A 25618-nucleotide genomic window follows, 5' to 3' on the forward strand; every position below is an offset into this window, starting at 1 on the left:
GGGTCCGTAGGCTTGGTCTCTGAGGAACTGGGAGAAGGGGTAACGGAGTCGGCGGGGGCAGAGAGAACGGGGGATGTGTAGCCGGAAGTTGGAGCTGGCGCGCCACCATTCCCCTGAGCCTGGCTCGGCGTGGTGGCAGGCTGTTCGGGGGAGTGGATGACGTTCGCACAACCAAAGCGGGTAGATTTCCCATCTTCGGCGCGATCGCCACGGCTGGCGATTCTGCGCCCTGACAATGACTGACTTCGCCTGCTCGATGCCGACCACACCAAGGAAAGGTCCTACTCCCAATCCTGCCGTGACTGGTCCGAGGTCAAGTCACACCTCGCGATCCTGCTTGCTCCTGCCGACCAGCAGGATGAAGAAGGTGTCAGGAAGCAACCGGAGCGGATCTGGGGGCTGGGTATCGTGCGCCCTGCTCATGAGACCGACCGGGACCGGAAGGTCGTCGTCACCTGTGCGCGAAGGCTTCGAGACTTGGTGCCTTTCTCGGGGCTCTGGTGCGCCGGCGGCGAGCGGGACGGCGCACTCGCGAGGTCGTTACCGGAGAGCGGTCCCGTCACTGTCGGCGCGGACATCGTGTTCGCCAATCTCCGGCGCATCTCCCCTGATGTCGAGAGGGAAGTCCAGGAGCTGTTGCCGTACTGCGCTACCTGTGCCCTGACCCGAACGAGCTCTTGTCGTCCGACGCCCGGCACAGTCTGGACGATTTCCTCGGCCGTGTTCACCGGCTGCCGAGACCCGCCCAACGCAGCGCAGACGATTACGGCTTGCTGAACGACCCTCTCTTTCTCCGCATTCACGAGCAGGTGCCCTTCACTGCTGCTCTGCATCGGACGAGTCCCGGCGCGATCTGCCCCTACGGCCAGATCGCGGCAGCGGTCTCGGAGGCCGCGGCGCATGGTCTCCCATGTCTTTCTACCGACATGCTCACCCGCCACCTGGTGCCGACCGGCTTCGCCTGCTTGGTGCGCGACGGTTGGTTCGGTGCTCGCGGCGTGTCCTTCGGGGTGGCCTTGGACTGGATGGAGGCCACTCTCGAAACGGCCGGTGTCGCCTTGGTGTTCGTGGACTTCAGCAGTCGGCCGCGTGGCAACGGCTCAGGGATCGGGATGCCGGCTCAGGGCATCGCATGACACCACCAGTGGGAAGGCGCCAACCATGGCCAGCTCGGGGGCGGACACGCCTCGGACGACGACCTCGTCATGCGGCTTGAGGAGCGGCTCGACGACATGCTCGGCGAGCAGCCGGACGGACGTATCGCCGTCGCCGTCCCGTCCGAGCACTGGGACGACTACGCCGCCGCCCGGGCGTTCGCCACCAAGGCGCACAGCACGGAGGCGTACCTCACCGACGACTTCAGCCTGGAGTACGTCCTCAACCGGGCCGCGTGCCGAGGCCCGGAACGCGCTTCGCCGCGCTCCGGGACGGCACGGTCACCCTCTACTCGCACACCCGGGCGGAGAAAGGCGACGTCATCTGGACCTCGCACGTGCTGCGTTGGATTGAGGCGGAGGTGGCGCTCGGCAGCCGGTTCTTCCTGCTGGACGGGCAGTGGTACGAGATAGGCGAGGCGTACCTGGCGGCGATCCGTTCGCAGGCCGAGCGGCTCATCACCGGCACGCCCTCGGTCGACGTTCCGGCCTGGGTGCTCGGGGGACACGGAGCGGACGTACAACGAGTCGGTGCCCGACCTGCGGCCCGGGTACGTCTGCTTCGACCGTGACAACGTCCGGACGGCGCTGCACCGCGCCGAATCGCGGATCGAGGGGCTTCCCCAACGCGGGGACACACCCCCACTCGCACGAGTCGCTCGTCCCACGGGGGAACCACCTCGTGTCTATGTTCCTGCTGAGGCTACGCTCCGCCCAACCGTTGATGGGCTCGCGGTCTACGAGACCACCGTCGGGTTCGCTGCAGTATGCGAAGGTGGCCGAAACCGAAGTCGAGCAGCAGACAACGGCCGACCGGTTCGAAGCGCAACTCCGCGCCAACCGGACAGAGGAGACCGTCAGGGTGTTCTCGGCGCGCCACGTTTCTGGGAACCGATGCACTCCATTTCGGCCTGGCACGTGCCAGACGACAGGCGACGCGCCTGCTGGTCGGGAGACAGAGGCGTCACCCCGTGGTGGTGATGAGCTCGTCGAGTATCTGCTCCAACAGGCTGTTGTCGCCGAGGAAGCTCTTTACCGAGGCGTCCTCGTTGCGTTGAGGGTCGATGCCCGACCAGTTCAGGTCGTATCCCGCGTCCGCGCTGAGCTGGGCCAGGAACGCCCGCTGGGCACGGCCGTTGCCCTCGCGGAACGGGTGGAGGACGTTCAGGTCGCCGTACAACGTGGCCAGTTGGATGACGAACTCCTGCCGGGGGAGATTCTGAAGCTGACCAGAGGAGGCGAGACGGCCGAATACCTCTCCGGCGTAGGAAACCAGGTTTCTCGCCGGACAGAACGGTGTGCGCTTGGCGATGTTCACAGTGCGTAACTCGCCTGCCCACGGATAGATGTCGCCGAAGATCGCGGCATGGAACGCTTGGAGATGGCCGAGGTCGTACACGCCGGGTAAGGGGCGTTCGGTGAGCATCACGAGGCGCGCCCGGGTGATGTCCGCCTCCGCTGCCGCGAGGAGCTGATGGTCGGTGATGCCGAGTGTGTTGCGCAGCACGCCGTTGGGCAAGGCGTACGGATCGTTCACCCTGCCCGCCGCTCCGAAGTCTGTCGGTGGCGGGCGATCGCGCGGGCGACCAGGGTGTCCGCGTCGACGTCGCCCTTCACGTACGCCTCGGTGTCGCGGTCGGAGGCCTCGGAGGCGTGGAGCCCCTCGGCCTCGATGGAGCCGGTGGCCGAGGCGACGGCCGCACGTCGCGCCGCTCGGCCGCTCAGCGCCTCGAAGGCCTCGACGGACAGGAGGACGCCCTGGGGCTTGCGGTGGGCGCCGATCAGGACCGGGTCGGCGTTCGCGCCGGACTCCGACAGGTCGGTCAGGATCCGCGACAGTCGCGCGCGCGCGTCGCTGACGGTCACGACCTCAGGGATCTCCATGCTGTCACCGTACCCATATAGAGGCTTGATTCTGTACAGATTCTAGTACGGATTCCGGTGAGTGTCCCGCCTCGGGCGGCCCGGGAGGTAGGCCCAACCCCGTCCGCCGGTACATCGCGCCGGTTGAGTTCGGTGATCACCATGTCGTTGGTGACGCCGTCCGCCTCGGTGGCCACCAGGGCCGACCTCTTCGAGAACGACAAAGCCCCCGTCCGGACCGCTCCGGCGCGGGGTGCCACCTTGCGTAGCCGTCAAGGTAGCCACGGAAACGTCCTACCTGCACGTTTGTGCAGGTCATAGCGCTGCGAAGACTCTCCCCGGCGTACAGCCCGACTCGTCTGCCGCCACCTGCGGTGTTGCCTGGGGAAAGGGCCTCTGACCTGCGTCGGCGGTCCTTTCCGATCTTTCAACGGCTTCCGCCGCCGAAGTTCATCGACCAGGCGGATGAAGTGCTGCAGGCAGGCGGGGTGTTGAGCGCGAGCAAGGAGGAGGTGGCTCGCGTCCGGTAGCCGGCGTTCTTCAGGGACGCGGCCAAGCTGGAGGCTGAGGCGGTCGAGCTTCATGTGTACGACACTCAGCTGGTCAACGGTCTTCTGCGGACCAAGGAATACGCGCGATCGGTGTTTGCCACGTGGCAGCCACTGCTGGACGAAGCGCTCATCGAGCAGAGACTGGCCGCACGACTGGCCCGGCGTCGAGGTCGCCGCCCACCCGCCACGGTCCACGTCCGAGACTCGAAGGACACGACCCGTGCCGCACTGACCGTGGACCCCACGGCGTGGACCGCGTTCGTCGAGTTCGCGGCGCTCTGACGGCGACAGGGCTCTCGGTGTGCGTGGCGGGGCCGCCCCTTTGTCGTGGCCGGACGGGTACGCCGCCTACATCCGTGGCGAGATCGGCGGGCGACGCCGCGCACAGTCCTGTCACGCGCCGGCACCCCGCTCCGGCGTCGGAGCGGGGTGCCGGTGTCGTTACGAGCGCGGTGGCTCGAACGGGCTGCGCGTGCGCAGTGCACGCGAGTGGGGTGTCACCTGTTGAGGTGGGCGAGGGCGAGGTTGGGGTCCTTGGCGGTGAGGTAGGCGGCGCTCAGGATGTAGGCGGTGTTGCCGCGCAGGGCGATGGAGGTGGGGTTCTGGAGGCCGTCGGCGGCGGTCAGGACGGTGGAGTGGGTGCCGTCGGGCTGTACGAGGGCGACCTGGCTGGTGCCGTTGAGGGTGGCCAGGATCCGGTTGCCGTGGCCGGTGAAGGCGAAGTCGTCGATGCCGGGCAGGCCGGTGGCCCGGGTCTGGACCTGGCCGGCGCGTCCGCCGCGGAGGACGGGGATGCGCAGGACGGTGCCCTTGTCGAGGTTGGTGGCCCACACCGCCCCGTTGTGGATCTTCAGACCGTTGGCGCCGAGGAATCCGGTGGAGGCCAGTTCGGGGGCGGTGGACCAGGCGGTGGGGGTGCCTCCGCTGGTGGGCACGCTCCAGATGGCGCCGAGGACGGAGTCGGTGATGTACAGGGTGCGGGTGCGCGCGTCCAGGGCCAGGCCGTTGGGCAGGCCGGTGGCGGGCAGGGCGGCGATACGCTGCGGCTGACCGCCGGGACGCAGGCGCCACAGACCGGTGAGGTCGGAGGTGCCGGTGGCGTAGAGGACGTACAGGGTGCCGTCGTGGGCGCGGACGATGCCGGTGGTCAGGGCGAAGCCCAGGACCGGGGTGTGGACGCCGCCGTCGGAGGGTGCGGGCAGGGTGGCCAGGATCCGGGTCGCGCCGGACCGGGTGAGCTCGGCGATCTGGCGGGCGGCGGCGAAGGTGACGTACGCGTTGCCGCCCGGGGCGAGGGCGATGTTCTCCGGCGTCTGGCCCTTGGCCAGGTCGAAATGGGTCGCGATCCGTGCGCTGTCCAGCGGAGCGGAGGCGGCCGACGCCGTGGTGGGACTGATCATCGCGGCGGCTGCGGCGGTCAGGGCCGCGGCCGACACCGCGGTCCGGGAGAGCTTCTTGAACATGGGGGTCCTTCACTGTTTTCGGGCATGCGGCAGCGGTACGCCGACGCACAGGGGTGGATGGCTCCTGCCCGGGGCGTCAGGCGCCCGGGGCAGGGTCGCTTCGGGCAGCGGCCGGTTCGCGGTTCGCGGGGCCGTGCCCGGGTGGGACGGGCGCTCGCGGGACGGGCCGAGCGCCGGGTGGTGTGTGGGGTCAGCCGGTGCTGACCGGGGCCGGAGTCGGGTCCGGGGCCGGGGCGGCGGGGGTACGGGCGGGTGTGGCCTGGGTGAGGAGGGCCAGTGCGGTGTGCGAGGGTGAGCCGGCCTCGGTGGTGGCGACCAGGGTGCTCGGGCCCGGCCCGTGGCTCAGGGTCTGTTGGGTCACGGTCAGCTCGCCGACCAGCGGGTGCCGCATCCCGTAGACGGCGACGGTGCAGTCCTTGACGCGGTGATCGGCCCACATCGAGGCGAAGTCCGTGCTCTTGGCGCTCAGTTCGCCGATCAGCGCGTGCAGCGCGGCGTCGTCCGGGTACTGGCCCGCCACCAGACGCAGCCTCCCCACCACCGCCCTGGCCTTGCTCGGCCAGTCCGTGTACAGGTCGTGGGTATGGGCGTCGAGGAACACCAGTCTGGCCATGTTGGGGCGCTCCGAGGGCCGGTCGACGGCACTGGGGTCCAGGTGTCCGGCGAACAGGGCATGGCCCGGCCGGTTCCAGGCCAGGACGTCGCTACGGCGGCCGATCACGATCGCGGGGACGTCCGCCAGAGCGTCGAGCAACTGGCCGGTCGCCTCACTCACCCGCTCCGGCGCCGGCCGTCGGCCCCGGCTGCGGTGCTCGGGCGACCGGGCCAGGGTGTGCAGGTGCAGGCGCTCGGACTCGTCCAACCGCAGGGCGCCGGCGATCGCGTCCAGTACCTCCGGCGAGGCGTTGAGCGACTGCCCCTGTTCCAGCCGGGTGTAGTAGGAAGCACTCACGCCCGCCAGCAGTGCCAACTCCTCGCGCCGAAGCCCCGGCACGCGCCGCCGCTCCCCGTAGGTCGGCACCCCGACGTCCTCGGGACGCAGTCGGGAGCGCCGCGCCTGCAGGAAGTCGCCGAGCCGCACTTTTCCGTTCATGGATTCGAGTATGGGCCGACCCGCGGAAGGCAACCTGTCCCTGCCGTGACTAGTCACCGGCCGGGCCGGCTGCCGCAGGGCAGCTGGGTGAACCGGCCGTCGCCGATGGGTGCGGTTCTTCTGCGGCGCCCTGCCCGGTCACGCGGTGAGGTCGTGTCCGTCCGGCCTGGTTCATGAGCGGTCACGGGCCGGCAACGGCGGCGAACGCGTCGGCGCCGCCGCCCGCCCGGCGGGGTTCATGTCCGCGACTCGAAGGACACGACCCGTACCACACTGGCCGTTCGCGTTTATGCGGCAGCGGTAGAGCCGGCCGATCAGGCGGTGGAAGAGGTTGCGCCGGGCGGCATCGACGCCTGTGACCCAGGTCTCAGTGCGACCGTGCAGCAGATGAGGCGGTGTTCACGTCGAGGAGAGGTGACAGGAAGGGAGGAGCGTATGGAGACGGACTTCCAGGCTTTCGTCGCCGCGAGGTCGACCGCGCTGTTCCGGGGCGCCTTCGTCCTGACGGGCAACCGTGAGGCAGCGGAGGACCTGGTCCAGGAGACCCTGGAGCGGGCCTGCCGCAAGTGGCGCACCATCGCCGGGAAGGACGCTCCGGACCTCTACGTGCGGCGGATCATGGTGAACCTGGCCAACGACCGCTGGCGTAGGTTCCGCCGCCTGGTCACGACCTCCGATCCGGAACGCGGTGACAAAGCCGCCCCGGGGGACGAGTTCGGGCGGGTGGACAACCGGGACCAGTTGGTGCGTGCCCTGCAACAACTGCCCATGCGGATGCGCACGGTCGTGGTGCTGCGGTATTTCCACGACCTCTCCGACACCGAGATCGCAGCCGACCTGGACATATTGCCCAGCACGGTGCGCTCTCAGCTCGCTCGCGGGATCGAGAAGCTCAGAGGCCAGATCCCTGCACTTTCCGCCCCTTCGCCACGGCAGCACACGGAAGGAATCCGATGAACTCGTACGGCGACGCACGGCCTTCCGGCTGCACACCTTTCGAAGAGGAACTGATGAACGCCATGAACCGATTCGCGAACTCCGCCGAGGCCCCCGACTTCGACGCGCCCCAGATCATGCGCCGCACCCGGCGCAGGCGCACGATGGGCATCGCCGCCCTCGCCGCCGCCCTCATCGCGGTGGGTGGGGGCACGGCCCTGGCCACCTCGGTCGGCGGCGGCAGCAGCTCGACCCCGGCGGCCACCAGCACGGCCACCGACAGCGATGCCACCACCATGCTGTTCCTCTTCTCCGACGGCCAGACCCTCCCGATCGAATTCGAGGGCTGGAGCCTGGAGTGGGCCAAGGCGTACGTGGAGAAGACGCAGACGAAGCTCGGCACCGTCACCGAGAAGGCCGTCAAGGGCTGCAAGCCGGGCTCGGTGCTCGGCGTGTCCCCGCACGCCCCGAAGACCGTCAAGGCGGGCGACACGGTCAACTTCACCGTCTGCGCCGGCTGACCAGGCCCTGAGCTGGTACGGACGCCCGCCCCTGCGTCAATCAGGGGCGGGCGCCCGTCACAGCATCACACGACCAGGCAGCAACGTCATGCCCCGTTGGCGCTCAGCTCCGCGAGCGCGTTGCGCTGGTCCTGGGTGGGTTCGCCGGGTCTTCGATCTTGAGCGGTGCGCCTGCTCGGGGCATCCTGACCTGTCGGCTGTGGCGGGCCCTTCAGCGCACCGGACGTCAGCCTTGCTCGTCCTCGGACGTCGACGCCGTGCCGTCCGTCTGCCCTGGCCACGACTCCGGGGCCGGGCCGAACGCGCGACGAGCGGCCCTCACTGCCAGGGTGGCGAGGGCGGCGTTGGCGCCTCCGCCGATCACAGCGCCGATACCGAACGGCGCCACTCGGCCGAGAACGATGATTCCCTGCTTGGCCTCTGTGCCGGTGTCGCCTCTGTGTTCCGCTGGCGGGCTCGGGCGATGTTCCTGCGCACCAGTGGGGTCTGGAGGTCGATCGCCTTGTCCAGGAGATCGAGGACTCGCTGCCCACGTCCGGCTGCTTCCGGATCCGGTCCGTCGTGGGTATCTGTTGCCATGCCTTGGCCCCCCAAGTCGTCACGTACCAACTGAAGGTGTCACTCAACCAGCCGAACGGGCCCTGCGCGACATAGGCCACGCCACCTCGAAACGGGTGACCGATACAGCGGACGCCGACGGCCTCTGCGATGCGGCGGGCGCGGTCGTCGACCTCGCGCCGATGCGGCTCGGAGATCACCAACGCTCAGCCGGTGGCCGGGCGAACACGCTCTAACCGCCCACGGCCCACCGTGTTGCCGCGACCGTGCCCAGCAGGAGGGCCGGGAGCAGCCACTGCCAGGGGAGGGCTCTGCGTGTCGACGGCGCCAGCCACAGGGCCGCCGCGGTCGCGGTGGACGCGAGGGTGAGGACGCACGACAGGGTGATGCCGGCGTGGGCGTCGTCGTCCCAGGCGCCGGACGGTGTGATGGTCAGCGCCGTCCAGCAGAAGTACGCGGCGATCAGGGTGAGCAGGGTGAGGGGGACGGCGAGGACCGCGCGGAGGCAGCCGCGGTCGTCGTCCACGGGGGAGGGGCCGGTCATCAGCGCAGTGCGTTCCTTGCCTCGTTCAGATCGTTCGCGAATCCGCGACCGTAGGCCTGGGCGTCCTCGGTCCGCCAGTACGGGCCGCCGTTGTAGCGGGCGGCGAGCTCCTGGTACTGGGCCGGTGTCATCTCCTCGGCCGGCACGTCGGCGAACTCGCTCTCCGCCTTCAGCTGGGCCAGGTACTCCGAGGCGATGAAGATGTTCTGCCCGGGGTCCTGCAGCGCCGTCTCCACCATGCCGCGCTGCTGGTCGGTGAGGTGCTCGGGGTCGTAGCCCAGGACCTCGGCGCCACGGCGCACCTGGATGGCGATGGGACCCATGGACGTGTTGTCGGGGTCGCCGCCGACCCGCCACGGCAGGCTCTCGGGAGCGATCGGGCTCAGGGGGGAGTCCGCCTGCTCCCGGAGGGTGTCGGTGATGTCGTCCAGGATGCCGGGCTGTCCGCCGATCTCCTGCCATGCGATGCCGGCGACCATGTCCGGCGGCAGCCCCGAATTGCGTGCCGCGGCCTTGATGATCTCCTTGTTCGCCGCGATCCAGTCGGTACGGTCCTGTGCGGTGGACGGCGGGTTCCAGTAACTGTCGGTCGCACCGGGGAGGTTGGCGACCTGGAGGCGGATGTCCCGCAGGGCCGGGGAGACGATGTCGTCGCCGGCGAGCGGGTAGTAGTCCTGCTTGGGGCCGCTGCCGGGCAGTCGCGTCAACGGGTTCGTGCTCGCCTCGGCCGCCTCCCGTCGCAACTCCGATATCGCCGAGGCGACGTCGACCCGCTCGATGAAGCCCATCCGGAAGTCCGGCAGCAGGTCATAGGCCTGTTTGAGTTCGTGCACGCAGATCTCCCGCGCCTCGTGCTCCGTCGTCCTGGCCAGGTGGAAGTCCCCGCCGGCGGCGTCGTGCAGCCGGTTCGCGTCGTCGCGGATATCGTCGACGTCCATGGTCAGTTCGCCGAAGAAGTCCATGACGCCGGTGGTGGCCCGCATGTCCTCCCACTGGCGCATCGGCTCCGCCTCCTGGGCGTCACGTGTGATCGCCGTGCCCTTGGTGTGGATCAGGTCCGCGAGGGACTGCTCGTTCGCCTTGCCGTTGTCGTAGTGGGCCTTGGCGACCTGCAGCGCGAACGCGTAACTGCGCAGTGCGCCGGCGGCCTTGTCGTAGCCCTCCGCGAGCTGTGCGAGGAGCTTGCGTCCCTCGGTGAGCCGGGCTTCGTAGTGCTGACTGCCCTCGCTCTTCCACCGGGTGTGCTTCTCGGCGCGCTCGGCGGAGGGGTCAACCGCCACCAGCATGTCGTGCAGACGCTTGAACTCGTCCGCGTTGCGTTCGACGAGGGGCGGGTTGCAGTCCTCCAGGAACTCGACGTCCTTGCGGTGGCTGATGCCGCTGCCGCCGCTCATCGTGCCTCCGGGGCGACGTACTGGCCGTATTCGAGGACGCTGTCGAGGAAGTGCCGGGCCGTGTCGTCCTCGATCTTCACGAAGCCGCTGCCGGTCGTCCTGAGGCGGGTGGACAGTGCCGCGAACAGGGCGACCGCGTCGAGATACTGGTCGTCGGCGAATCCCGCGAACCGTGCCACCTGCGCGGCCACGTCCTCGGGCGTGCGGGGTCGCCGGGCCATGGTGGTCAGTTCGGCGTCGGGCCGGCCCTCGTGGAGGAAGCCGGCGATCTCGATCAGCAGGTTCGCGTTGCCGTTGATCGACTCGGCCTTGGCGACCAGAGAGCCGGCGGTCGGGGCGGCGCTGCCGCCGCCGCTGTCCGCCGGGACGTGGTCGATCTGCATGCCGGTGTGCGTGCCGCTCTGCTGACGCGCCAGGGCGTCGGCCTTCAACTGGGCCCATTCCTCTTCGAAAGACAACCTGTTCCCCCTTGGTCCGTCATCTCGAACAGCCAGTCGATCATGCCACCGGTGCTCTGTGCGTCGGAACCTCGCCGCTCCGCCCGTGGCCCGGTTCACACAGGGTCTTGGCCAGTCGCGCACAACCGGGGCCGGCCGCGCGGCCGGTTGTGTTCGTGGAGGGCCTGAGGGGGACCGTCGACCAGGGAACGGAGCAGGCCCCCGGCGGGACGGCTGTCCCGGCGGGGGCCTGAAGCGGACGGGAGGGGATCCCCGGTGCTCCGGTGGGTCAGGACAGGGGCGCGCCGCCCGGAGCCGTGTCGGCGGTCTCCCGGGCCTCGGTCCTGCCCGACACGCGACCGCGCACCACCGCGAACACCACCACCGCGATCGCCACCGCCGTCGACAGCACCACCTGGTCGCGGCCGCCGCCGTCGGCCGTGTCGGTGAGCATGTAGCCGAGGACGAAGGTGATCAGGGCGATGGTCGTCCAGGTCAGGTAGGGGTAGAGCCACATGCGGACGACCAGCTTCTCCGGGGACTCGCGCTCGATGACCTTGCGCATGCGCAGCTGGGAGAAGCAGATCACCAGCCAGACGAACAGGGCGATCGCGCCGGAGGAGTTGAGCAGGAACTGGAAGACCGTGTCGGGCCAGAGGTAGTTGAAGGCGACCGCGACGAACCCGAAGACCACCGAGGCCAGGATGGCGGCGCGGGGGACGCCGCGGGCCGTGGTCTGTCCGAAGGCGGCCGGGGCGTCGCCCCGGCGGCCGAGCGAGAACGCCATGCGCGAGGCGGTGTACAGGCCCGAGTTGAGGCAGGACAGCACCGAGGTCAGCACGATGGTGTTCATGATCTGCGCGGCGTGCGGGATGCCGATGGAGCTCAGGGCGGCGACGTAGGAGCCGTCCTTGAGGATTGCCGGGTCGTCCCAGCGCAGCAGCGACACCACGATCAGGATCGAGCCCAGGTAGAACACCGCGATCCGCCAGATCACGCTGTTGGTGGCCTTGGTGACGGCGGCCCGCGGGTCGGCGGTCTCGCCCGCGGCCAGGGTGACGATCTCGCTGCCCATGAAGGAGAAGACGACCATCAGGACGCCGGTGAGGATCGCGCCGGGGCCGTTGGGGAGGAAGCCGCCGTGCGCGGTGAGGTTGGAGAAGCCGCTCGCCGGGTGGTCGGAGCCGGGCAGCAGCCCGAAGATCGCCAGGCCGCCGAGCGCGATGAACGCGGCGATGGCGACGACCTTGATGCCGGCGAACCAGAACTCGAACTCGCCGTAGGAGCTGACCGAGACCAGGTTGGTGGCCGTCAGGACGATCATGACGATCAGGGCCCAGCCCCACTGCGGCACCGCGGGGATCCAGCCGGCCAGGATCTTCGCCCCGGCCGTCGCCTCGACGGCGAGCACCACGACCCAGAAGAACCAGTACAGCCAGCCGATGGTGAAGCCGGCCCAGCGGCCCAGCGCGCGGTCCGCGTAGGCCGAGAACGAGCCGGAGGTGGGGTTGGCGGCGGCCATCTCGCCGAGCATGCGCATCACGAGGACGACGAGGACGCCGACGAGCGCGTACGAGACGAGGATGCCGGGGCCGGCGGCGGCGATGCCGGAGCCGGAGCCGACGAACAGGCCGGCGCCGATGACGCCGCCGATCGCGATCATCGACAGGTGACGGTTCTTGAGGCCGGCCTGGAGGCCGCCGGAGTCGCCGGGGCCGCCGGGCGCGGCGGGGGGCGTTTTGGGGACGGTTGTGGTCATCTCGACATCCATGGGGAGAGTACGGACAGGGAGGGCGGACCAGGAGCGTCTGGAAATTAGTTCAGTACGATCGAAAAGAACAAGACTTGTTTAACTGTTCACCTTGCTCTATTTTTCGTGCAGCGCGGAACCCTCTCTTCCGGGAGCCCTCTGTGGACCACACCGTGACCCCGCTCGCCAGGCCGTTAAGGTGGCGCCGTGGTGAATGCACCGGGCAAGTTCGGCCCCTACAGCGGCTGGGACACACGCGTCCTGGCCGGCCGGGGCCCCACAGGAGCGGAGCTCGTCCGGTCCCGGATCGCCCTGCGGGTGCGGCTGCGGTCCGTCGCGCCGGGGGACCGGCTGCCGGACGCGGGGGTCCTCGCCGACGAGCTCGGGATCAGTGAGATCACCGTGCGCCGCGCGCTGGAGGTCATGTGCCAGGACGGTCTGCTCGACCGCCGTCGGGGCCGGGCGGGCGGGACCTTCGTCGCGGCCGACTGGGACGCGGTCGTCGCCGCGATGTACGACGTCGACGAGGCGGGCGCCCTGGAGTCCTTCCACCTGCTGCTCGAGTGCGGGCTCGTCGCGCACACCGCGGGCGAGCTGCCCGCCGACCGGCTCGACGGGCTGCGGGCGCTGGTCGAGGAGATGGACCTGGACGGGGACCCGGCCCGGCTGCTCGAACTGGAGACCCGCTTCCACCTCGACCTCGCCGAGACGCTCGGCGGTGCCGGGATCAGGGAGTTCGCCGCCGACCTGCTCGGCAAGCAGTGCCTGCTGGGGCCCGCGCCGGACCCCGCGGTCGTACGGGCCCGCAACCGCTGTCACCTGGACCTGCTCGACGAACTGGGCCGCGGCGCGATGGACCCGGCGGTACGGGCCGTGAAGGCACACCGGCACGCCGAACCGCACTGACCGCGCCGCGCCGCACCGCCGCACCGCCGAAGTCACCTCACGACCATCCACAGCACCGACAGCACAGCACAGACCGCGCAGCACCGACCGCGCAGAGCCGAACCGAATCGACCTCTCGGAAGGGAGCCGCCGCCATGGCTGAGTCCGGATCCGCCGGACCGTCGCCGAGGTCGGGCCCGGCCGACGGCACGCCCCAGCGGCTGCGCGGCGGCGTCCTCGGCATGGCGGACATCGCCGCGGCCACGATGGCCAACGTCGGCCCGGCCATGAGCTTCTTCTTCGGATTCGCCTTCCTCGCCACCACGGCGGGCGTGGCCTCCCCGCTGACCATCGTGGCGGCGGGCGCGGCGGTAGCGCTGTTCGGCAACACGCTGGCCGAGTTCTCCCGGGCGCACCCCTCGGCCGGCAGCTTCACCACCTTCGTGGGCAAGACCTTCGGGCCGGTCAGCGCCGTGACCACGGCGCTGCTCGCCGGACTCGGCTACATCATCGCGATGGCCTCCGTCATCGCGATCTCCGGCGGGTTCATGCAGATCACCCTGAACCACTACACCGGCGTCGACCTGCCGTGGATCATCTGGACGGTGCTGCTGACCGGTCTGTCGGTGGTGCTGATGCTGCGCGGGATCGTGGTCTCCACCAAGTGGGCCGGCTACTTCTTCGTCGTCGAGATGCTCGTCCTGGTCGTCGTCTCCGTCGCGGCGCTCGTCGAGCACCGCGGCGACCTCTCCGCGGCCCCGTTCCTGCCCTCCCACCTCACCCACGGCGTCAAGGGGCTCGCGGCGGGCTTCCCGCTGGCGGTGTACCTGTTCATCGGCTGGGAGAACTCGGCGGCGCTGGCCGAGGAGACGGAGAACCCGCGGCGCAACGTCGGCCGCGCCGTCTTCTCCTCCGTCGCGATCATGACGATGAGCTACATCCTCTTCGCCTACGCCACCGTCACCGGCTTCGGCTACGACGTCCAGCGGCTCGGGGACTCCCGCATCCCCTTCATCGACGTCGCCCAGCACACGCTCGGCGCGCTCGCCCTCCTCGCCTACGTCGGCGGCCTGACCTCCACCCTCGGCGCGCTGATCGCCGGCATCAACTCCCAGGCCAGGCTGGTGTTCAACGCGGGGCGCGAGGGGCTGCTCCCGTCCTTCTTCGGCTATGTGCACCCCACGCGCCGCACGCCGAACAACGCGATCGTCACCTTCGCCGCGACCGCGCTGCTGATCATCGTCGGCTGGGGCCTCGGGCATGTGCTCGGCGCCGAGGGCGGTCAGATGAACCCGGTGGTGTTCTTCGCCGAGTCGTCGACCCTGGGCGCCATCCTGATCCTGCTGGTCTACCTCGCGTCCAACATCGCGCTGCCGCTGTACTACCGCAGGTACCGTCCGCAGGAGTTCCGGATCGTGCGGCACGTGGTGCTGCCCGCGGCCGGCGCCCTCGCCGTACTGGTCCCGCTGTACTACCTCGCCAAGCCGGGACAGCCCGCCCCGTACAGCTGGTTCCCGTACGCCGCACTCGCCACCCTCGTCGCGGCCGTCTGCTACGCGACGCTCCTGGTCCGACGCGACCCGGGCCTGGCCGACCGGGTCGGCTCGGTCGTCGCCGACGCGGAGTGACCGCCGCCCCGGCCGCCGCCCCAGCTCACGACACCGCCGCCTCCTGGTACTGGCCGAGGTAGCGGAACGCGCCGTCGGCGACCTGGTAGAGGAACATCGCGTCGTCGTTGAAGCCGTGGTCCTTGCGGTACTGGACGGTGCGGGTGATGCCGGTGTAGGCGACCTCGCGCAGATGGCGGGCGATCGCGCCGCGCTCCCGCAGGGCCGCGCCGTCCTTCGCGCAGGCCGCCGCCAGGAACATCACGGCGTCGTAGGCCTCGGCCGCGTACCGGCCGGGGGCGGCGCCGAACCGGGCGCGGTAGGCGGCGGCGAAGGCGCGGGCCTTCGGGCGGACCGTCGGGTCGGTGAACGAGGTCGCGAAGACCCAGCCGGTCGCGGCGGCGCCCGCGGCGGTGAGGAATCCGGGGCCGAAGGCCTGTTCCGTGGCCACGCAGGCGCCGGTGAAGCGGGCCGCCTTCAGGGCGGAGGCCAGTCCCGCGGTCCGCGCCGCGTCGCCGGTGCACACGACCGCGTCCGCGCCCGCGGACATCACCGAGGCGGCCAGCGCCTTGTAGTCGACCCTCCCGGCGGGGACGCTGGTCAGCGTGGCCGCCCGGCCGGCCTTCTGCAGCGCCTGCTGAGCCAGGTCGCACAGCTTCCAGGCGGTGTCGCCCTGCGCACGGTCGTCCACCAGGAACACCTTGCGCGCGTCGACGTGGTTGCTGAGGTACCTGACGCAGGGGGCGGCGAGGAGCGTCCTCTCGACGTGCAGCGGCGCGTGGGAACGGAACTGGTCGAAACCGATCGCCCTGCCGTCCAGACTGAGGTCCACCGAGACGGTGACCTCCGGCATGGCCGCCAGGGTGTACGCGGTCTCGGTGCGCAGGAAGCACGCGTCGCTGGTGGGCCCCAGCACCGCGAGGACGCCGGTGTCCTTCACCAGGCGTTCGGCCAGGCTCGCGGCCCGGGCCGGGTCGCCGCCGTCGTCGTAAGGGACCAGCTTCAGACGAAGCGGACGGCTGCTCTGGGCGTTGACCTGCTCGACGGCCAGCCGGGCGCCGTTGAGCTGGGCGTTGCCGCTGTCCTTCGCGGGCCCGGTCAGGTCGCCCTGGAACGCGACGAGCAGTTCGGGACGCGGGATCGCCGCGGGCGGCGGCGTCGTCGGCGTACCGCCGCGGGTGCTCCACCACCAGGCTCCGCCGCCACCGGCCGCCAGGACTCCGGCCGTCGATCCGAGGCGCAGGAAGCTGCGACGGCGGATTCCGGGCGCGGCGGACGGTGACACCGTGACGGTCGTCATCGTCGCGGCGTCCGGGGACACCGCGCCGGCCGGCGCGGACACCTGGGTCGGCTCGACGGCGTCGAGGGCGAGCACGGCGGCGGACCGGTCGTTGATCAGGCGGGCGACCGGCTCCGGAAGCCAGCCCGCCGTGCCGCCCGGGCCGGGGCCTACGCCCTCGTCGAGTTCCGCCCGCACGCGGGCGAGGGCCGGGCGGGCGGCCGGGTCCTTCTGCAGACAGCGGGTCAGCAGGGGCGCCAGCGCGTCCGGGAACGAGGCCGGGTCCGGCTCCTCGTAGACCGTGCGCAGCAGCACGCCCGCCGCCCCGCCGTCACCGAAGGGCCGCACCCCGGTCGCGGCGAACGCGAGCACGCACGCCAGCGAGAACACGTCGCTGGGCGGGCCGATCTCCCCGCCGCGCGCCCGCGCCTGCTCGGGCGAGAGGAAGCCGGGCGAGCCCACGATGACGCCGCTCGACGTGAGCGCCGTCGCCTCCGGGGCGCGGGCGATGCCGAAGTCGATGAGCCGAGGCCCGTCCGGGGCCAGCAGCACGTTGCCCGGCTTCACGTCGCGGTGCACGAGCCCTGCCGCGTGGACCGCTTCGAGGGCTTCGGCGAGCCGGATGCCCAGCACCCGCACGGAGGCGACGGACAGCGGCCCGAACACGTCCACCGTCTCGGAGAGCGACGGGCCCGGCACGTACGACGTCGCCAGCCACGGCGTCTCCGCGTCGGCGTCGGCGTCCAGCAGCGGCACCACCCAGGGGCTGTGCACCTGCCGGGCGGCCTGCGCCTCGCGGCGGAACCGGGCCCGGAACCCGGGCTCCTGCGCGTACGCGGCACGCACCGTCTTGACCGCGGCGATCGCCCCGCCCGGCGCACGGGCCAGGAAGACGACGCCCATGCCGCCGACGCCCAGCCGCCGCAGCAGTCGGTAGCGGCCGAGCCGGGACGGGTCGCCGACGCGCAGCGGCTCCATCAGACGGTGAGCGGTGCGGGGCCGGCGTACACGAAGTCACCCTTCTCGACCCGCCAGAGGAAGCCGCCGGTGCCGTCGATGGCCATCAAGCCCGTCTTGGCCATCTGGCCGGTCTGTTCGAAGGCGTACTGCTTGGTGATGCCCTGGTACTTACCCGTCTGCACCGCCGCGAGCAGGTTCCCCCGTGTGCGGCTCTTCGCCGGCAGCCCTGACAGGGCCTTCAGCAGCATGCCGGTCACGTCGTAGGACTCCGCCGCGTACCGGGGCGGAACCTCCTTGAAACGCTTGCGGTAGGCGGCCGCGAACTTCGCCGCCTCGGGCTTGCGGGTGGCGTCGATGACCGGGGCCACCATCGCCCAGCCCTCGGCGGACTGCTGAGCCGCGGTCAGGAACCGTGCGTCGAGCAGCGCCGGGCCGGACACCCGCGCACCCTGGAAGGACCGTTGCCGCAAGGCCGCGGCGACCAGCGCGCCCCGGTCGGGCAGTCCGGCGAAGAACACGGAGTCGACGCCCGCCGAGAGCACCGCGTTCACCACGTTGCCGAAGTCGTCGCGCATCGCGCTGACCACCTCGGGAACGGCGGGCTGCTGCGCGTTGGCGAGCTGTGTGCTGAGGGAGGTGGCGAGGTCCGTCCCGTAGTTGCCGGCCGGACGGTCGACGACGAGTCCGACCTTGCGTGAACGGCCCGTGCCGCGCAGGTAGTTGCTGATGTACACGGCGAGCACGGAGTCGGGCAGCCGCCCGAGCAGCAACGAGCGGAAACCTTGCAGGACGAGGCTGATGCTGCCGGGCGACAGGGCGACGACGGGCACCAGCCCGGCGTCGTACTCGGCGAGCGCCGCCTGCGCAGTGGCGTCGGTGGTCGGACCGACCACGGCGAGGACCGACGGGTCCTTCGTGAGTTCCCCGGCGAGCCGGGTCGAGGTCGCCGGATCGCCCTTGTCGTCGACGGCCCTGACCTGCACGGTGAACGGGGCGTCGCCGCGCGCGTTGAACTCCGCCACGGCCAGCCGCAGTCCGCGCTCCTGGGCCCGGCCCGTCTCCTGCTGCGGGCCGCTGAGGTCGCCGTGCAGCGCGAGGGTGTGCACGGGTCGCCGGGCGGCGGCGGGCGAGCTGCTCTTCGCGTCGTCGTCCCGGGTCGCCGCCCACCACGCGGCGCCGCCGGCGCCCGCAGCGACCGCCGCCGCTGTGCCGGCGAGCAGCAGGAAACGGCGCCGGCCGGGCGGGCGGGCGTCCTGCGGCCCGGGCGTCGAGGCCGTCGTCTCGTCGGTGACCTGGCCGGGAGGCGTGTCCTGCACGTCGTCAGCGGAGCCCGGCACGCCTTCCGACCCGGGGCCGGACCGCGCCGGGGCGGACGCCGTGACCTGGGTGTGCTCGATGTCCGGCAGCGCGAGCGCGGCGGCCGACCGTTCGGCGATCAGCCGGGTGACCGGCTCGGGCAGCCATCCCGACGCCCGCTCGTCCTGCGGCTCGGCCTTCTGCTCTCCCTGCGGCGCCCTCTGCAGTGCGATCCGCGGGTCACTGGGAGGTCCGCCCTGCGGGACGTTGTCGGAGTCGGTCTCGGCGCCGCCGTCGGAGCCGTCCTGCGGGCTGTCGTCGGAGTCTTCCCGTGGGGTGTCGGCGGAGTCTTTCCGTGGGGTGTCGGCGGAGTCGTCCCGCGAGCCGCCGGGCGATCCGCCGTGCGGCTCGCTCCCGGTCGTCAACCGCCGCACCAGCTCCGCGGCGTCCGGACGCCGGGCCGGGTCCTTCTCCAGGCAGGTTTCCACCACTTCGCGCAGCCCCGCCGGGATCCCGTCCACGTCCGCCGGGTCGTGCGCCGCCCGGTACAGGAGGGCGTCCACCGCACCGCTGCCGAACGGCGCACGGCCGGTCGCCGCGAACGCCAGGACGCAGCCGAGGGAGAACACGTCGCTCGCCGGGCCGATGTCGTCGCCACCGGGACCCGTGGCCTGCTCGGGCGAGAGATAGCCGGGGGTGCCGACGACCAGGCCGGTCGCGGTGAGCGCCGTGTCCTCCGGGGCGCGGGCGATGCCGAAGTCGATGAGACGGGGCCCGTCGTGGGCGATCAGCACGTTGCCCGGCTTCAGGTCGCGGTGGACCAGCCCGGCCCGGTGCACCTCGCCCAGCGCCTCGGCCAGCCGGGCGCCGAGCAGCCGCACCCCGGCCTCCGACAGCGGCCCGTACCCGGCCACCGCCTCGCCCAGCGACGGACCCGGCACGAACGCCGTCGCCAGCCAGGGCGCGTCGGCGTCCGCGTCGGCGTCCACCAACGGCACCGCCCAGGGGCTGTCGACCCGCCGGGCGACCTCCACCTCGCGGCGGAACCGCTCCTTGAAGCCCGGCTCCTCGGCGTACTCGGCGAGCAGCACCTTCAGCGCGACCAGTGCGCCGCCCGGCGTGCGCGCCAGGTACACCACGCCCATGCCGCCGGCGCCGAGCCGGCCGAGCAGACGGTGGTCCGCGATGTGCGCGGGGTCGGAAGAACGCAGCGGTTCCATCAGCTCTTCCCTCCGAGCTCGGCCTTCACGCCGTTGAGCATCTTGAGCAGGGCGGGCAACGCCGTCTGCTCCAACTCGTCGGGCCGGTATCCCGTGGCGCCCATCACCGACACCGCCATGGTCACCGTGCTGAGCCGATAGACGTACCAGCGGTACGTCTGCACCGTCGTCCCCGTGAGATAGGAACCTATTTCGACGACCTGGTCGTCGGCGTAGGTGTTGCCGCCCTGGCCGAAGGGGCTGGCGGCCGACGCGAGCCCGGTGATCCGCTCGTCGGTGCGGACCTGCTGCACCTGGCAGCGCAGCGGTTCCTCCAGGGTGGCGGCCAGCTGCTGGTCGGCGTCGCGGACCGTGGCGTGCACGGTGACCACCGCGCTCACCTTGACCGTTCCCCTGCCGCCGGCGGCCGGCAGTTCGCTGTAACGGGACAGCGAGGCCAGAACGGTCTTGGGGAGGGGCCGACGCTGCCAGCGGCACTGTGCGTCGAGCACGGCGACGGTGCCGGGGGTGCTCGCGGCGGGCTGCTGGGCCCGGAAGTTCGAGCCCCAGGCCGACGGCTGCAACGTCACCGTCTGCACCAGCGCCTCGGCCTGACGCGCCGTCCGGGGCACTGCGGCGGGGTCCGTCTCGAAGGGGGTCGGCGTGGCCGTGCCACCGCCCGTCGAGGAGACGGACGAGGTGGGCGAGGGCGAGCCGGACGCGGTCGGCGTCGCGGACCCGGCGGACGCCGAGGAGCCCGGCTCGGCCGCCTTGTCGTCCCCCGCGCCGCAGCCGGCGAGCAACGCCGCCGCCGCGGCCGCCGACGCCGTGGCTCTCAGCCAAGTCGACCTGCGTCTGCCTGTGTTGTCGTCCATGCCCGCCCCTCCGCCTCAGCGCCCCCGCTTCGCGTGCGGTGATCGTACAGAGGTACGCGATACGCGGGCGGGCGGTTCCGTGAACGGAGTTCGGCCTTCGCCCCGGTCGCTCGTCCGGGACGGCGGGCGGGCGGCCGTCGGGGGCGGGACGGCCGTGCGGGTCATGCCGGCGGGTCGTCGGCGTCGCCGAGGGAGCGCTCCGCCACCCGCGCCAGATGCGCCGCGAACACCGCCGGCGCGTCCGGCGTCAGGGTGCGCAGGGCGACCAGGGCCGTGATGATCACGTCGCACAGCTCGCTCTGGACGTCGTCCCAGGTGTGGGTGACGCCCTTGCGCGGGTTCTGCCCGGTCGCGCCGATGACCGCCTGGGCGACTTCTCCGACCTCCTCCGACAGCTTCAGCACGCGCAGCAGCAGTCCGTCGAGGCCGTCGTGCACGCGCCCGGCGTCCAGCCAGGCACGGAGGGCGTCGACGGTGGCCCAGAGCTCGGCCGTCTCGCCGGTCCGCGCGGACGGGGAGGCGGCCTCTCGCCCGGGGTGGGGCGCGGGATGGGCGTGAGGCGCGGGCTCGGGGTGGGCGTGTGACTCAGGCCCGGATTGGGCGTGGGGCTCGGGCCGAGGGTGGGCGTGGGGCGGCGGCTCGGTGCTCATGGGCGCAGCCTCTCAGGCGGCGGCCGTCGCCGTGGCCGTCACCTGCGCCGGACCCCGCGGGTTGCTAGTCCTCGAACAGCGCCTCCTGCTCGCCCTCCTCCCGCTTGCGCAGCCGCTGGTTGCGCAGGCCCACGACCACCGCGGTGACCGCCGCCGTCACGCCGAGGGCCGCCGGGACCATCCAGCTGCGGTCCACGGTGTGCCCGAGGGCGTGGTCGAGGGAGAGCCGGCCGGGGCCGGCGACGGCGAGGCCCGCGGCGGCCAGGCCCAGGGAGGCGGCGTGCTCGTAGCCGCCGCTCGCCGCGAAGAAGCCGTTGGGCGTGTGGACGGCGGACGCGCCGGCCATCGCGCCCGCGGCCGCCGCGCCGGCCGCCGGGGTGGCGAGGCCCAGCGCGAGCAGCGTGCCGCCGCCGGCCTCCGCCAGGCCCGCGGCGGTGGCGCTCGCCTTGCCGGGCGCGTAGCCGACGGACTCCATGAACTGGCCGGTCCCTTCCAGGCCGTGCCCGCCGAACCAGCCGAACAGCTTCTGCGCGCCGTGCGCCGCCAGCACTCCGCCGGTGCCCAGCCGGAGCAGCAGCAGGCCGAGATCACGTCGGTCGTAACAGGTCACGGTGACTCCCTGAGGGGGAAGCGGGAACGACGACAGGAACACCCCCACGCGTTTCCACCGTCGCACCTCCCACACCCGTCCGGCCCGTCCTGCACGCCGTTCGGGTGGCGGGCACGGGAGCGCGGTGTGAATGTGGCCGGTATGGCGATCCAGATCGACAGACTCAGCGACCCGGCGGTCCGGGCCTTCGTCGCCGCCGTCAACGCCCATGACGAGGAGGCCTTCCGCCGCCTCCTCACGCCCGACGCGACCATGGCGGACGACGGCTCCGACCGCGACCTCGTCGAGTGGGCCGACCGGGAGATCTTCTCCTCCCACGGGCACCTGGACGTCACCAGGGAGTCGGACGGCGGCCGCGCTCTCGTCGCCGACTACCGCAACGACACGTGGGGCGAGATGCGCACCCGGTGGAGCTTCGTCGTCGCGGACGACGGCCGCATCTCCCGCTTCGAGACCGGTCAGGCGTAGCAGGCACAGGAGGTGTGGGGGACGCAGGGTGCGTGGGGGACGGAGGATGCGTGTACGGTCCCGCAGTGCACGCACTCTCGGGCCCCTCCCCGCATCAGCCCCCGCAGCCGACATCTCAACGGGTTTCGCACCGGCCGTCCCCCTCGTCGGCGCCTTCGGCGGCCCCGCTGTCCCGGCGCTCCCTGCTGGCGGCCGTGGCCGGCGCGCCCCTCGCCGCCGCACCGCTGCGTGCCGCGCCGTCCGCAGCGGCGACGCGCGCGGTGGTCGGCGGGGCCCGGCTGGCCGCAGGCGGCGTCCAGGCCGGCGCAGGGGCCGCCGCACCGCCGAGGAAGCTGACCGCCCGCGCCTGGCTGGTCGCCGACCACGACAGTGGCGAGGTGCTCGCCGCGTACCGCGCGCACCTGCGCCTCGCGCCCGCCTCCACGCTGAAGATGCTGTTCGCGGACGCCCTGCTGGACAGGTTCGCGCGCACCGAGCGGCACACCGTGACCGACGCGGACCTGGCCGGCGTCCCGTCCGGCTCCAGCCTCGTCGGCCTGCGGGCCGGCGTCACGTACACCGTCGAAGAGCTGTGGCTGGGCGTCTTCCTGCGCTCGGGCAACGACGCCGTGCAGGTGCTCGCCCGGATGAACGGCGGGGTCGCGAAGACGGTCGCCGAGATGCAGGCCCGGGCAGCCGACCTCCAGGCGCTGGACACCCACGTCGTCAGCCCCGACGGATACGACCACCCGGGCCAGCTGTCCTCCGCCTACGACCTGGCCCTGTTCGCCCGGCACGGTCTGCGCGACGCCGCCTTCCGCGCCTACTGCGCCACCAGGACCGCCCGCTTCCCGGCCGGCGGCGGGCGGACCCGCGTGATCGAGAACACCGACCGGCTGCTGTCGGGCGCCTCGGGGGTGACGCCGTACCCGGGTCTGATCGGCGTGAAGAACGGCTTCACCAGCAACGCGGGCAACACCTTCGCCGGCGCCGCCACCCGGGCCGGCCGCACCCTGATCGTCACCGTGCTGCGTCCCGAGAGCGGGCACAACGCCGTGTACGAGGAGACGGCCGCACTGCTCGACTGGGGTTTCGCGCAGGGGAGTTCGGCGCGGTCCGTGGGAACGCTGGTCGAGGCGACGAGCGAGGGCGGGAAGAAGGCGCCGGCCGCGGGGGCGCCGCCGCATCCAGGAGTGCGGCAGGCCTCGTCGGCGGGCCTCGGGCCGGACGGCTGGGGGATGCTCGGCGGGGCCGGGGGAGCGGTGGCGCTCGCGGCGGGCGGGGCGTACGCGCTGCGCAGAAAGCGCAACCGGCAGGCCGAGCAGCTCAGTTGACGATGTGGCAGCCGTCCCGCGGCGCCGGTGCGCACCTCGCGGTCCCGGCGAGGTCCACCCCCACCCGGCGCCATGGGACGGCTGCCCTCCCCCCTCGGGATGGCTCTTCGATCCTCGGTGCGGAACTCGGGTGCACCAAGTGTGAAGTTTCCGTGCAGAAGAGTTGAGCATAGGTCTGCTACCGGCCGCAATGGTGCGGACTGAGGAATTCCGATTGTGTGGGTTGAGGAGTTGACGATCCGTGGGACGGCGTCCGGCGATGCTGGGCCCCGTCCGCACGAGCGTGTCGGCCCCGTCCTTCACGGGGCGTGTCGGCCCGTTCGCGCACAGGGCGTCTCGGTCCGTCCGCGCAGAGGCTGCTCAGCCCCGGCCCACATAGGGCATCGCCGTCGCCATCACCGTCGCGAACTGCACGTTCGCCTCCAGCGGCAGTTCCGCCATGTGCCGCACCGTGCGGGCCACGTCGGCGACGTCCATCACCGGCTCCGGCGCGATCTCGCCGTTCGCCTGCAACGCGCCCGTCTGCATCCGCGCCGTCATCTCCGTCGCCGCGTTGCCGATGTCGATCTGCCCGACGGCGATGCCGTACGCCCGGCCGTCCAGAGAGAGGGACTTCGTCAGACCGGTGAGGGCGTGCTTGGTCGCCGTGTACGGCGCGGACAGCGGACGCGGCGCGTGTGCCGAGACCGAGCCGTTGTTGATGATCCGGCCGCCCTGCGGACGCTGCTCCTTCATCTGCCGGTAGGCCGCCTGCGCGCACAGGAACGCGCCGTGGAGATTGGTGTCCACGACGTGCCGCCAGGCGTCGTAGGGCAGCTCCTCGAACGGCACACCGCCCGGACCGAACGTGCCCGCGTTGTTGAACAGCAGGTCCAGCCGCCCGAACCGCTCGCGCACCGCGGCGAAGAGGTCCGTCACGTCCTGCGGGCGCGAGACGTCCGTCCGCACCGTGAGACTCGTGCCCTGCGGCGTCAGCGCCGCCGTCTCCTCCAGCGCTTCGGCGCGCCGTCCCGCCAGCGCCACCGACCAGCCCGCGCGCAGCAGTTCGCCGGCCACCGCCCGGCCGACGCCGGAACCCGCGCCGGTCACCACCGCGATCCTCGTGTTCGTCACGTCCATGGCCCGGCAGCGTACGGGAGGCGCCCGGCCCGGACTCAGTCGCCAGCCGGCGGCCAGGCGTCTCCCCAGTCCGCGTCACGGGCCGCCCGGTAGAGGTCCCCGTGTCGCTTCGTCACCGTCGTGCGGGTCAGCCGCTCGTCGGCCTCGCACAGGTCGAGGAGCACCTGGCCCTTGCGGATCTGCGGGCGGCGGACGACGCGGGAGGGGACCGGGGAGACGGGGACGCGGGCGGCCGCCACATAGCTGAACTTCTCGTCCTCGTACGGCAGTGAGCCGCCCTTGACCTGGCGGTGCAGGGAGGAGCGGCTGACCCGCGCCGAGAAGTGGCACCAGTCCGTGCCGGGGACGATCGGGCAGGCCGCGCTGTGCGGACAGGGTGCGGCCACCCGGAGGCCGGCGGCGATCAGCCGGTCCCGGGCTTCGATCACCCGGGCGTAGCCGTCGGGGGTGCCCGGCTCCACGATCACCACGGCCTGCGCGGCCGACGCGGCGGCGTCCACGAGGGCGGCGCGGTCGGCGGCGGACAGCTCGTTGAGGACGTAGGAGACGGTGACCAGGTCCGCCGGGTCCAGGGCGAGCGCCGAGCCGATCCGGGCGCGCTGCCAACGGGCCTGCGCCAGCGCGGGGTTGGCGGCGGCGATCTCACGGCCGAGCGCGAGGGCGGGCTCCGCCCAGTCGAGGACGGTCACCGGGCGCGTGCCCTCCCAGACGGAGCTCACCGCCCACGTCGCGGCGCCGGTGCCGCCGCCGACGTCCACATGGCTGCCCGGCGTCCACCCCGGGACCGCGTCCGCGAACGCCTCCAGCGCGGAGCGCACCGCTTCGAAGGTCGCCGGCATCCGGTACGCGGCGTAGGCCGCCACGTCCGCGCGGTCGCGCAGGATGGGCGCGTCGGTGGGCGTGGCGCCCCGGTAGCTGGCGATGAGCCGCTCGACGGCCTGCGCGGCCTGCCTGGGCGGCAGCCCGTCGAGGAGTTCTCCTAGGGCGGTGCGGAGGGTTTCGGCGGCGGGGGCGGAGACGTTCACCCGGCGATTATGCGGCACCCGGTGTCGGTGTCGCCCTTCACGGGGGCTGCCGCCCCCGGGCCCCCGCT

Annotated in this window: 23 protein-coding genes and 1 pseudogene; 9 read left to right on the plus strand and 15 right to left on the minus strand. The window is 72.0% G+C overall.

The window, feature by feature from the left end:
* Positions 1-677: 677 nt before the first annotated feature.
* Both ABT300_RS10570 and ABT300_RS10575 read left to right on the plus strand, forming a co-directional pair.
* A complete protein-coding gene (locus ABT300_RS10570; RefSeq protein ID WP_351673890.1) occupies positions 678-1136 on the plus strand; it encodes a hypothetical protein in 459 nt (152 codons plus the stop codon).
* Between the two features lie 254 nt (positions 1137-1390).
* Positions 1391-1726, plus strand: coding sequence for a TIGR04141 family sporadically distributed protein (locus ABT300_RS10575; protein WP_351673891.1), 336 nt, complete (start codon positions 1391-1393; stop codon positions 1724-1726).
* 392 nt (positions 1727-2118) lie between these two features.
* Here ABT300_RS10575 and ABT300_RS10580 read toward each other — a convergent pair whose 3' ends face one another.
* Together ABT300_RS10580 and ABT300_RS10585 are read right to left on the minus strand one after the other, a co-directional pair.
* The gene (locus ABT300_RS10580) at positions 2119-2691 is read right to left on the minus strand and encodes a Fic/DOC family protein (RefSeq protein WP_351673892.1); all 573 of its coding nucleotides are present in this window, start codon (positions 2689-2691) and stop codon (positions 2119-2121) included.
* Positions 2688-3038 (minus strand): antitoxin VbhA family protein, encoded by a 351-nt coding sequence (locus ABT300_RS10585; protein ID WP_351673893.1) that lies wholly within the window; start codon positions 3036-3038, stop codon positions 2688-2690. The genes ABT300_RS10580 and ABT300_RS10585 overlap by 4 nt, the downstream gene beginning before the upstream one ends.
* A 296-nt stretch (positions 3039-3334) precedes the next feature.
* On the opposite strand from ABT300_RS10585, the pseudogene ABT300_RS44435 reads away from it, so the two are divergent.
* Positions 3335-3850 (plus strand): annotated as a pseudogene (locus ABT300_RS44435) (DUF397 domain-containing protein).
* A 215-nt stretch (positions 3851-4065) separates the two neighbouring features.
* Here ABT300_RS44435 and ABT300_RS10600 read toward each other — a convergent pair.
* On the minus strand, positions 4066-5031 hold the full coding sequence (locus ABT300_RS10600) for an SMP-30/gluconolactonase/LRE family protein (RefSeq protein ID WP_351673894.1): 966 nt from the start codon (positions 5029-5031) through the stop codon (positions 4066-4068).
* A gap of 190 nt (positions 5032-5221) precedes the next feature.
* A complete protein-coding gene (locus ABT300_RS10605; RefSeq protein WP_351673895.1) occupies positions 5222-6124 on the minus strand; it encodes a helix-turn-helix domain-containing protein in 903 nt (300 codons plus the stop codon).
* A 435-nt stretch (positions 6125-6559) separates the two neighbouring features.
* On the opposite strand from ABT300_RS10605, the gene ABT300_RS10610 reads away from it, so the two are divergent.
* Both ABT300_RS10610 and ABT300_RS10615 read left to right on the plus strand, forming a co-directional pair.
* A complete protein-coding gene (locus ABT300_RS10610) occupies positions 6560-7081 on the plus strand; it encodes a SigE family RNA polymerase sigma factor (RefSeq protein ID WP_351673896.1) in 522 nt (173 codons plus the stop codon).
* A gap of 62 nt (positions 7082-7143) precedes the next feature.
* The gene (locus ABT300_RS10615) at positions 7144-7581 is read left to right on the plus strand and encodes a PASTA domain-containing protein (protein WP_351673897.1); all 438 of its coding nucleotides are present in this window, start codon (positions 7144-7146) and stop codon (positions 7579-7581) included.
* A 790-nt stretch (positions 7582-8371) separates the two neighbouring features.
* Here the strand turns inward: ABT300_RS10615 and ABT300_RS10620 are convergent.
* The 4 genes from ABT300_RS10620 to ABT300_RS10635 form a co-directional block, all read right to left on the minus strand.
* Positions 8372-8683, minus strand: a complete 312-nt coding sequence (locus ABT300_RS10620; RefSeq protein ID WP_351673898.1) for a hypothetical protein — start codon at positions 8681-8683, stop codon at positions 8372-8374.
* Positions 8683-10077, minus strand: a complete 1395-nt coding sequence (locus tag ABT300_RS10625; protein WP_351673899.1) for a hypothetical protein — start codon at positions 10075-10077, stop codon at positions 8683-8685. Before ABT300_RS10625 ends, ABT300_RS10620 begins: the two co-directional genes overlap by 1 nt.
* Positions 10074-10535 carry a hypothetical protein gene (locus ABT300_RS10630; RefSeq protein ID WP_351673900.1) on the minus strand — a complete coding sequence of 154 codons (462 nt, stop codon included), beginning with the start codon at positions 10533-10535 and terminating at the stop codon, positions 10074-10076. Before ABT300_RS10630 ends, ABT300_RS10625 begins: the two co-directional genes overlap by 4 nt.
* Before the next feature lie 268 nt (positions 10536-10803).
* Complete coding sequence (locus ABT300_RS10635) at positions 10804-12273, minus strand: amino acid permease (protein ID WP_351673901.1); 1470 nt, start codon at positions 12271-12273, stop codon at positions 10804-10806.
* A gap of 198 nt (positions 12274-12471) precedes the next feature.
* Here ABT300_RS10635 and ABT300_RS10640 point away from each other — a divergent pair, with 198 nt between their 5' ends.
* Both ABT300_RS10640 and ABT300_RS10645 read left to right on the plus strand, forming a co-directional pair.
* Positions 12472-13170 (plus strand): FadR/GntR family transcriptional regulator, encoded by a 699-nt coding sequence (locus ABT300_RS10640; RefSeq protein WP_452986979.1) that lies wholly within the window; start codon positions 12472-12474, stop codon positions 13168-13170.
* 134 nt (positions 13171-13304) lie between these two features.
* The gene (locus ABT300_RS10645; RefSeq protein ID WP_351673902.1) at positions 13305-14777 is read left to right on the plus strand and encodes an APC family permease; all 1473 of its coding nucleotides are present in this window, start codon (positions 13305-13307) and stop codon (positions 14775-14777) included.
* Positions 14778-14802: 25 nt separating this feature from the next.
* Here ABT300_RS10645 and ABT300_RS10650 read toward each other — a convergent pair whose 3' ends face one another.
* The 5 genes from ABT300_RS10650 to ABT300_RS10670 form a co-directional block, all read right to left on the minus strand.
* Entirely contained in the window at positions 14803-17013 is a 2211-nt protein-coding gene (locus tag ABT300_RS10650) for a bifunctional serine/threonine-protein kinase/ABC transporter substrate-binding protein (RefSeq protein ID WP_351673903.1), read from the minus strand.
* Positions 17013-19511, minus strand: coding sequence for a protein kinase domain-containing protein (locus tag ABT300_RS10655; RefSeq protein WP_351673904.1), 2499 nt, complete (start codon positions 19509-19511; stop codon positions 17013-17015). The genes ABT300_RS10650 and ABT300_RS10655 overlap by 1 nt, the downstream gene beginning before the upstream one ends.
* Entirely contained in the window at positions 19511-20365 is an 855-nt protein-coding gene (locus ABT300_RS10660) for a hypothetical protein (protein WP_351673905.1), read from the minus strand. Before ABT300_RS10660 ends, ABT300_RS10655 begins: the two co-directional genes overlap by 1 nt.
* 161 nt (positions 20366-20526) lie before the next feature.
* On the minus strand, positions 20527-20817 hold the full coding sequence (locus ABT300_RS10665) for a MazG-like family protein (RefSeq protein ID WP_351673929.1): 291 nt from the start codon (positions 20815-20817) through the stop codon (positions 20527-20529).
* Positions 20818-21079: 262 nt separating this feature from the next.
* Complete coding sequence (locus ABT300_RS10670) at positions 21080-21625, minus strand: DoxX family membrane protein (protein WP_328434982.1); 546 nt, start codon at positions 21623-21625, stop codon at positions 21080-21082.
* Positions 21626-21766: 141 nt separating this feature from the next.
* Here ABT300_RS10670 and ABT300_RS10675 point away from each other — a divergent pair, with 141 nt between their 5' ends.
* Both ABT300_RS10675 and ABT300_RS10680 read left to right on the plus strand, forming a co-directional pair.
* Complete coding sequence (locus ABT300_RS10675; RefSeq protein ID WP_351673906.1) at positions 21767-22093, plus strand: nuclear transport factor 2 family protein; 327 nt, start codon at positions 21767-21769, stop codon at positions 22091-22093.
* A 182-nt stretch (positions 22094-22275) separates the two neighbouring features.
* Positions 22276-23406: a D-alanyl-D-alanine carboxypeptidase family protein gene (locus tag ABT300_RS10680; protein WP_351673930.1), complete on the plus strand. Its 1131-nt coding sequence runs from the start codon at positions 22276-22278 to the stop codon at positions 23404-23406.
* 360 nt (positions 23407-23766) lie between these two features.
* Here ABT300_RS10680 and ABT300_RS10685 read toward each other — a convergent pair whose 3' ends face one another.
* Both ABT300_RS10685 and ABT300_RS10690 read right to left on the minus strand, forming a co-directional pair.
* Positions 23767-24525: an SDR family oxidoreductase gene (locus ABT300_RS10685; protein WP_351673907.1), complete on the minus strand. Its 759-nt coding sequence runs from the start codon at positions 24523-24525 to the stop codon at positions 23767-23769.
* Positions 24526-24560: 35 nt separating this feature from the next.
* Positions 24561-25550, minus strand: a complete 990-nt coding sequence (locus ABT300_RS10690) for a small ribosomal subunit Rsm22 family protein (RefSeq protein ID WP_351673908.1) — start codon at positions 25548-25550, stop codon at positions 24561-24563.
* Positions 25551-25618: the final 68 nt, after the last annotated feature.

The sequence above is a fragment of the Streptomyces sp. NPDC001027 genome (genome assembly GCF_040299045.1).
Taxonomy (GTDB): domain Bacteria; phylum Actinomycetota; class Actinomycetes; order Streptomycetales; family Streptomycetaceae; genus Streptomyces.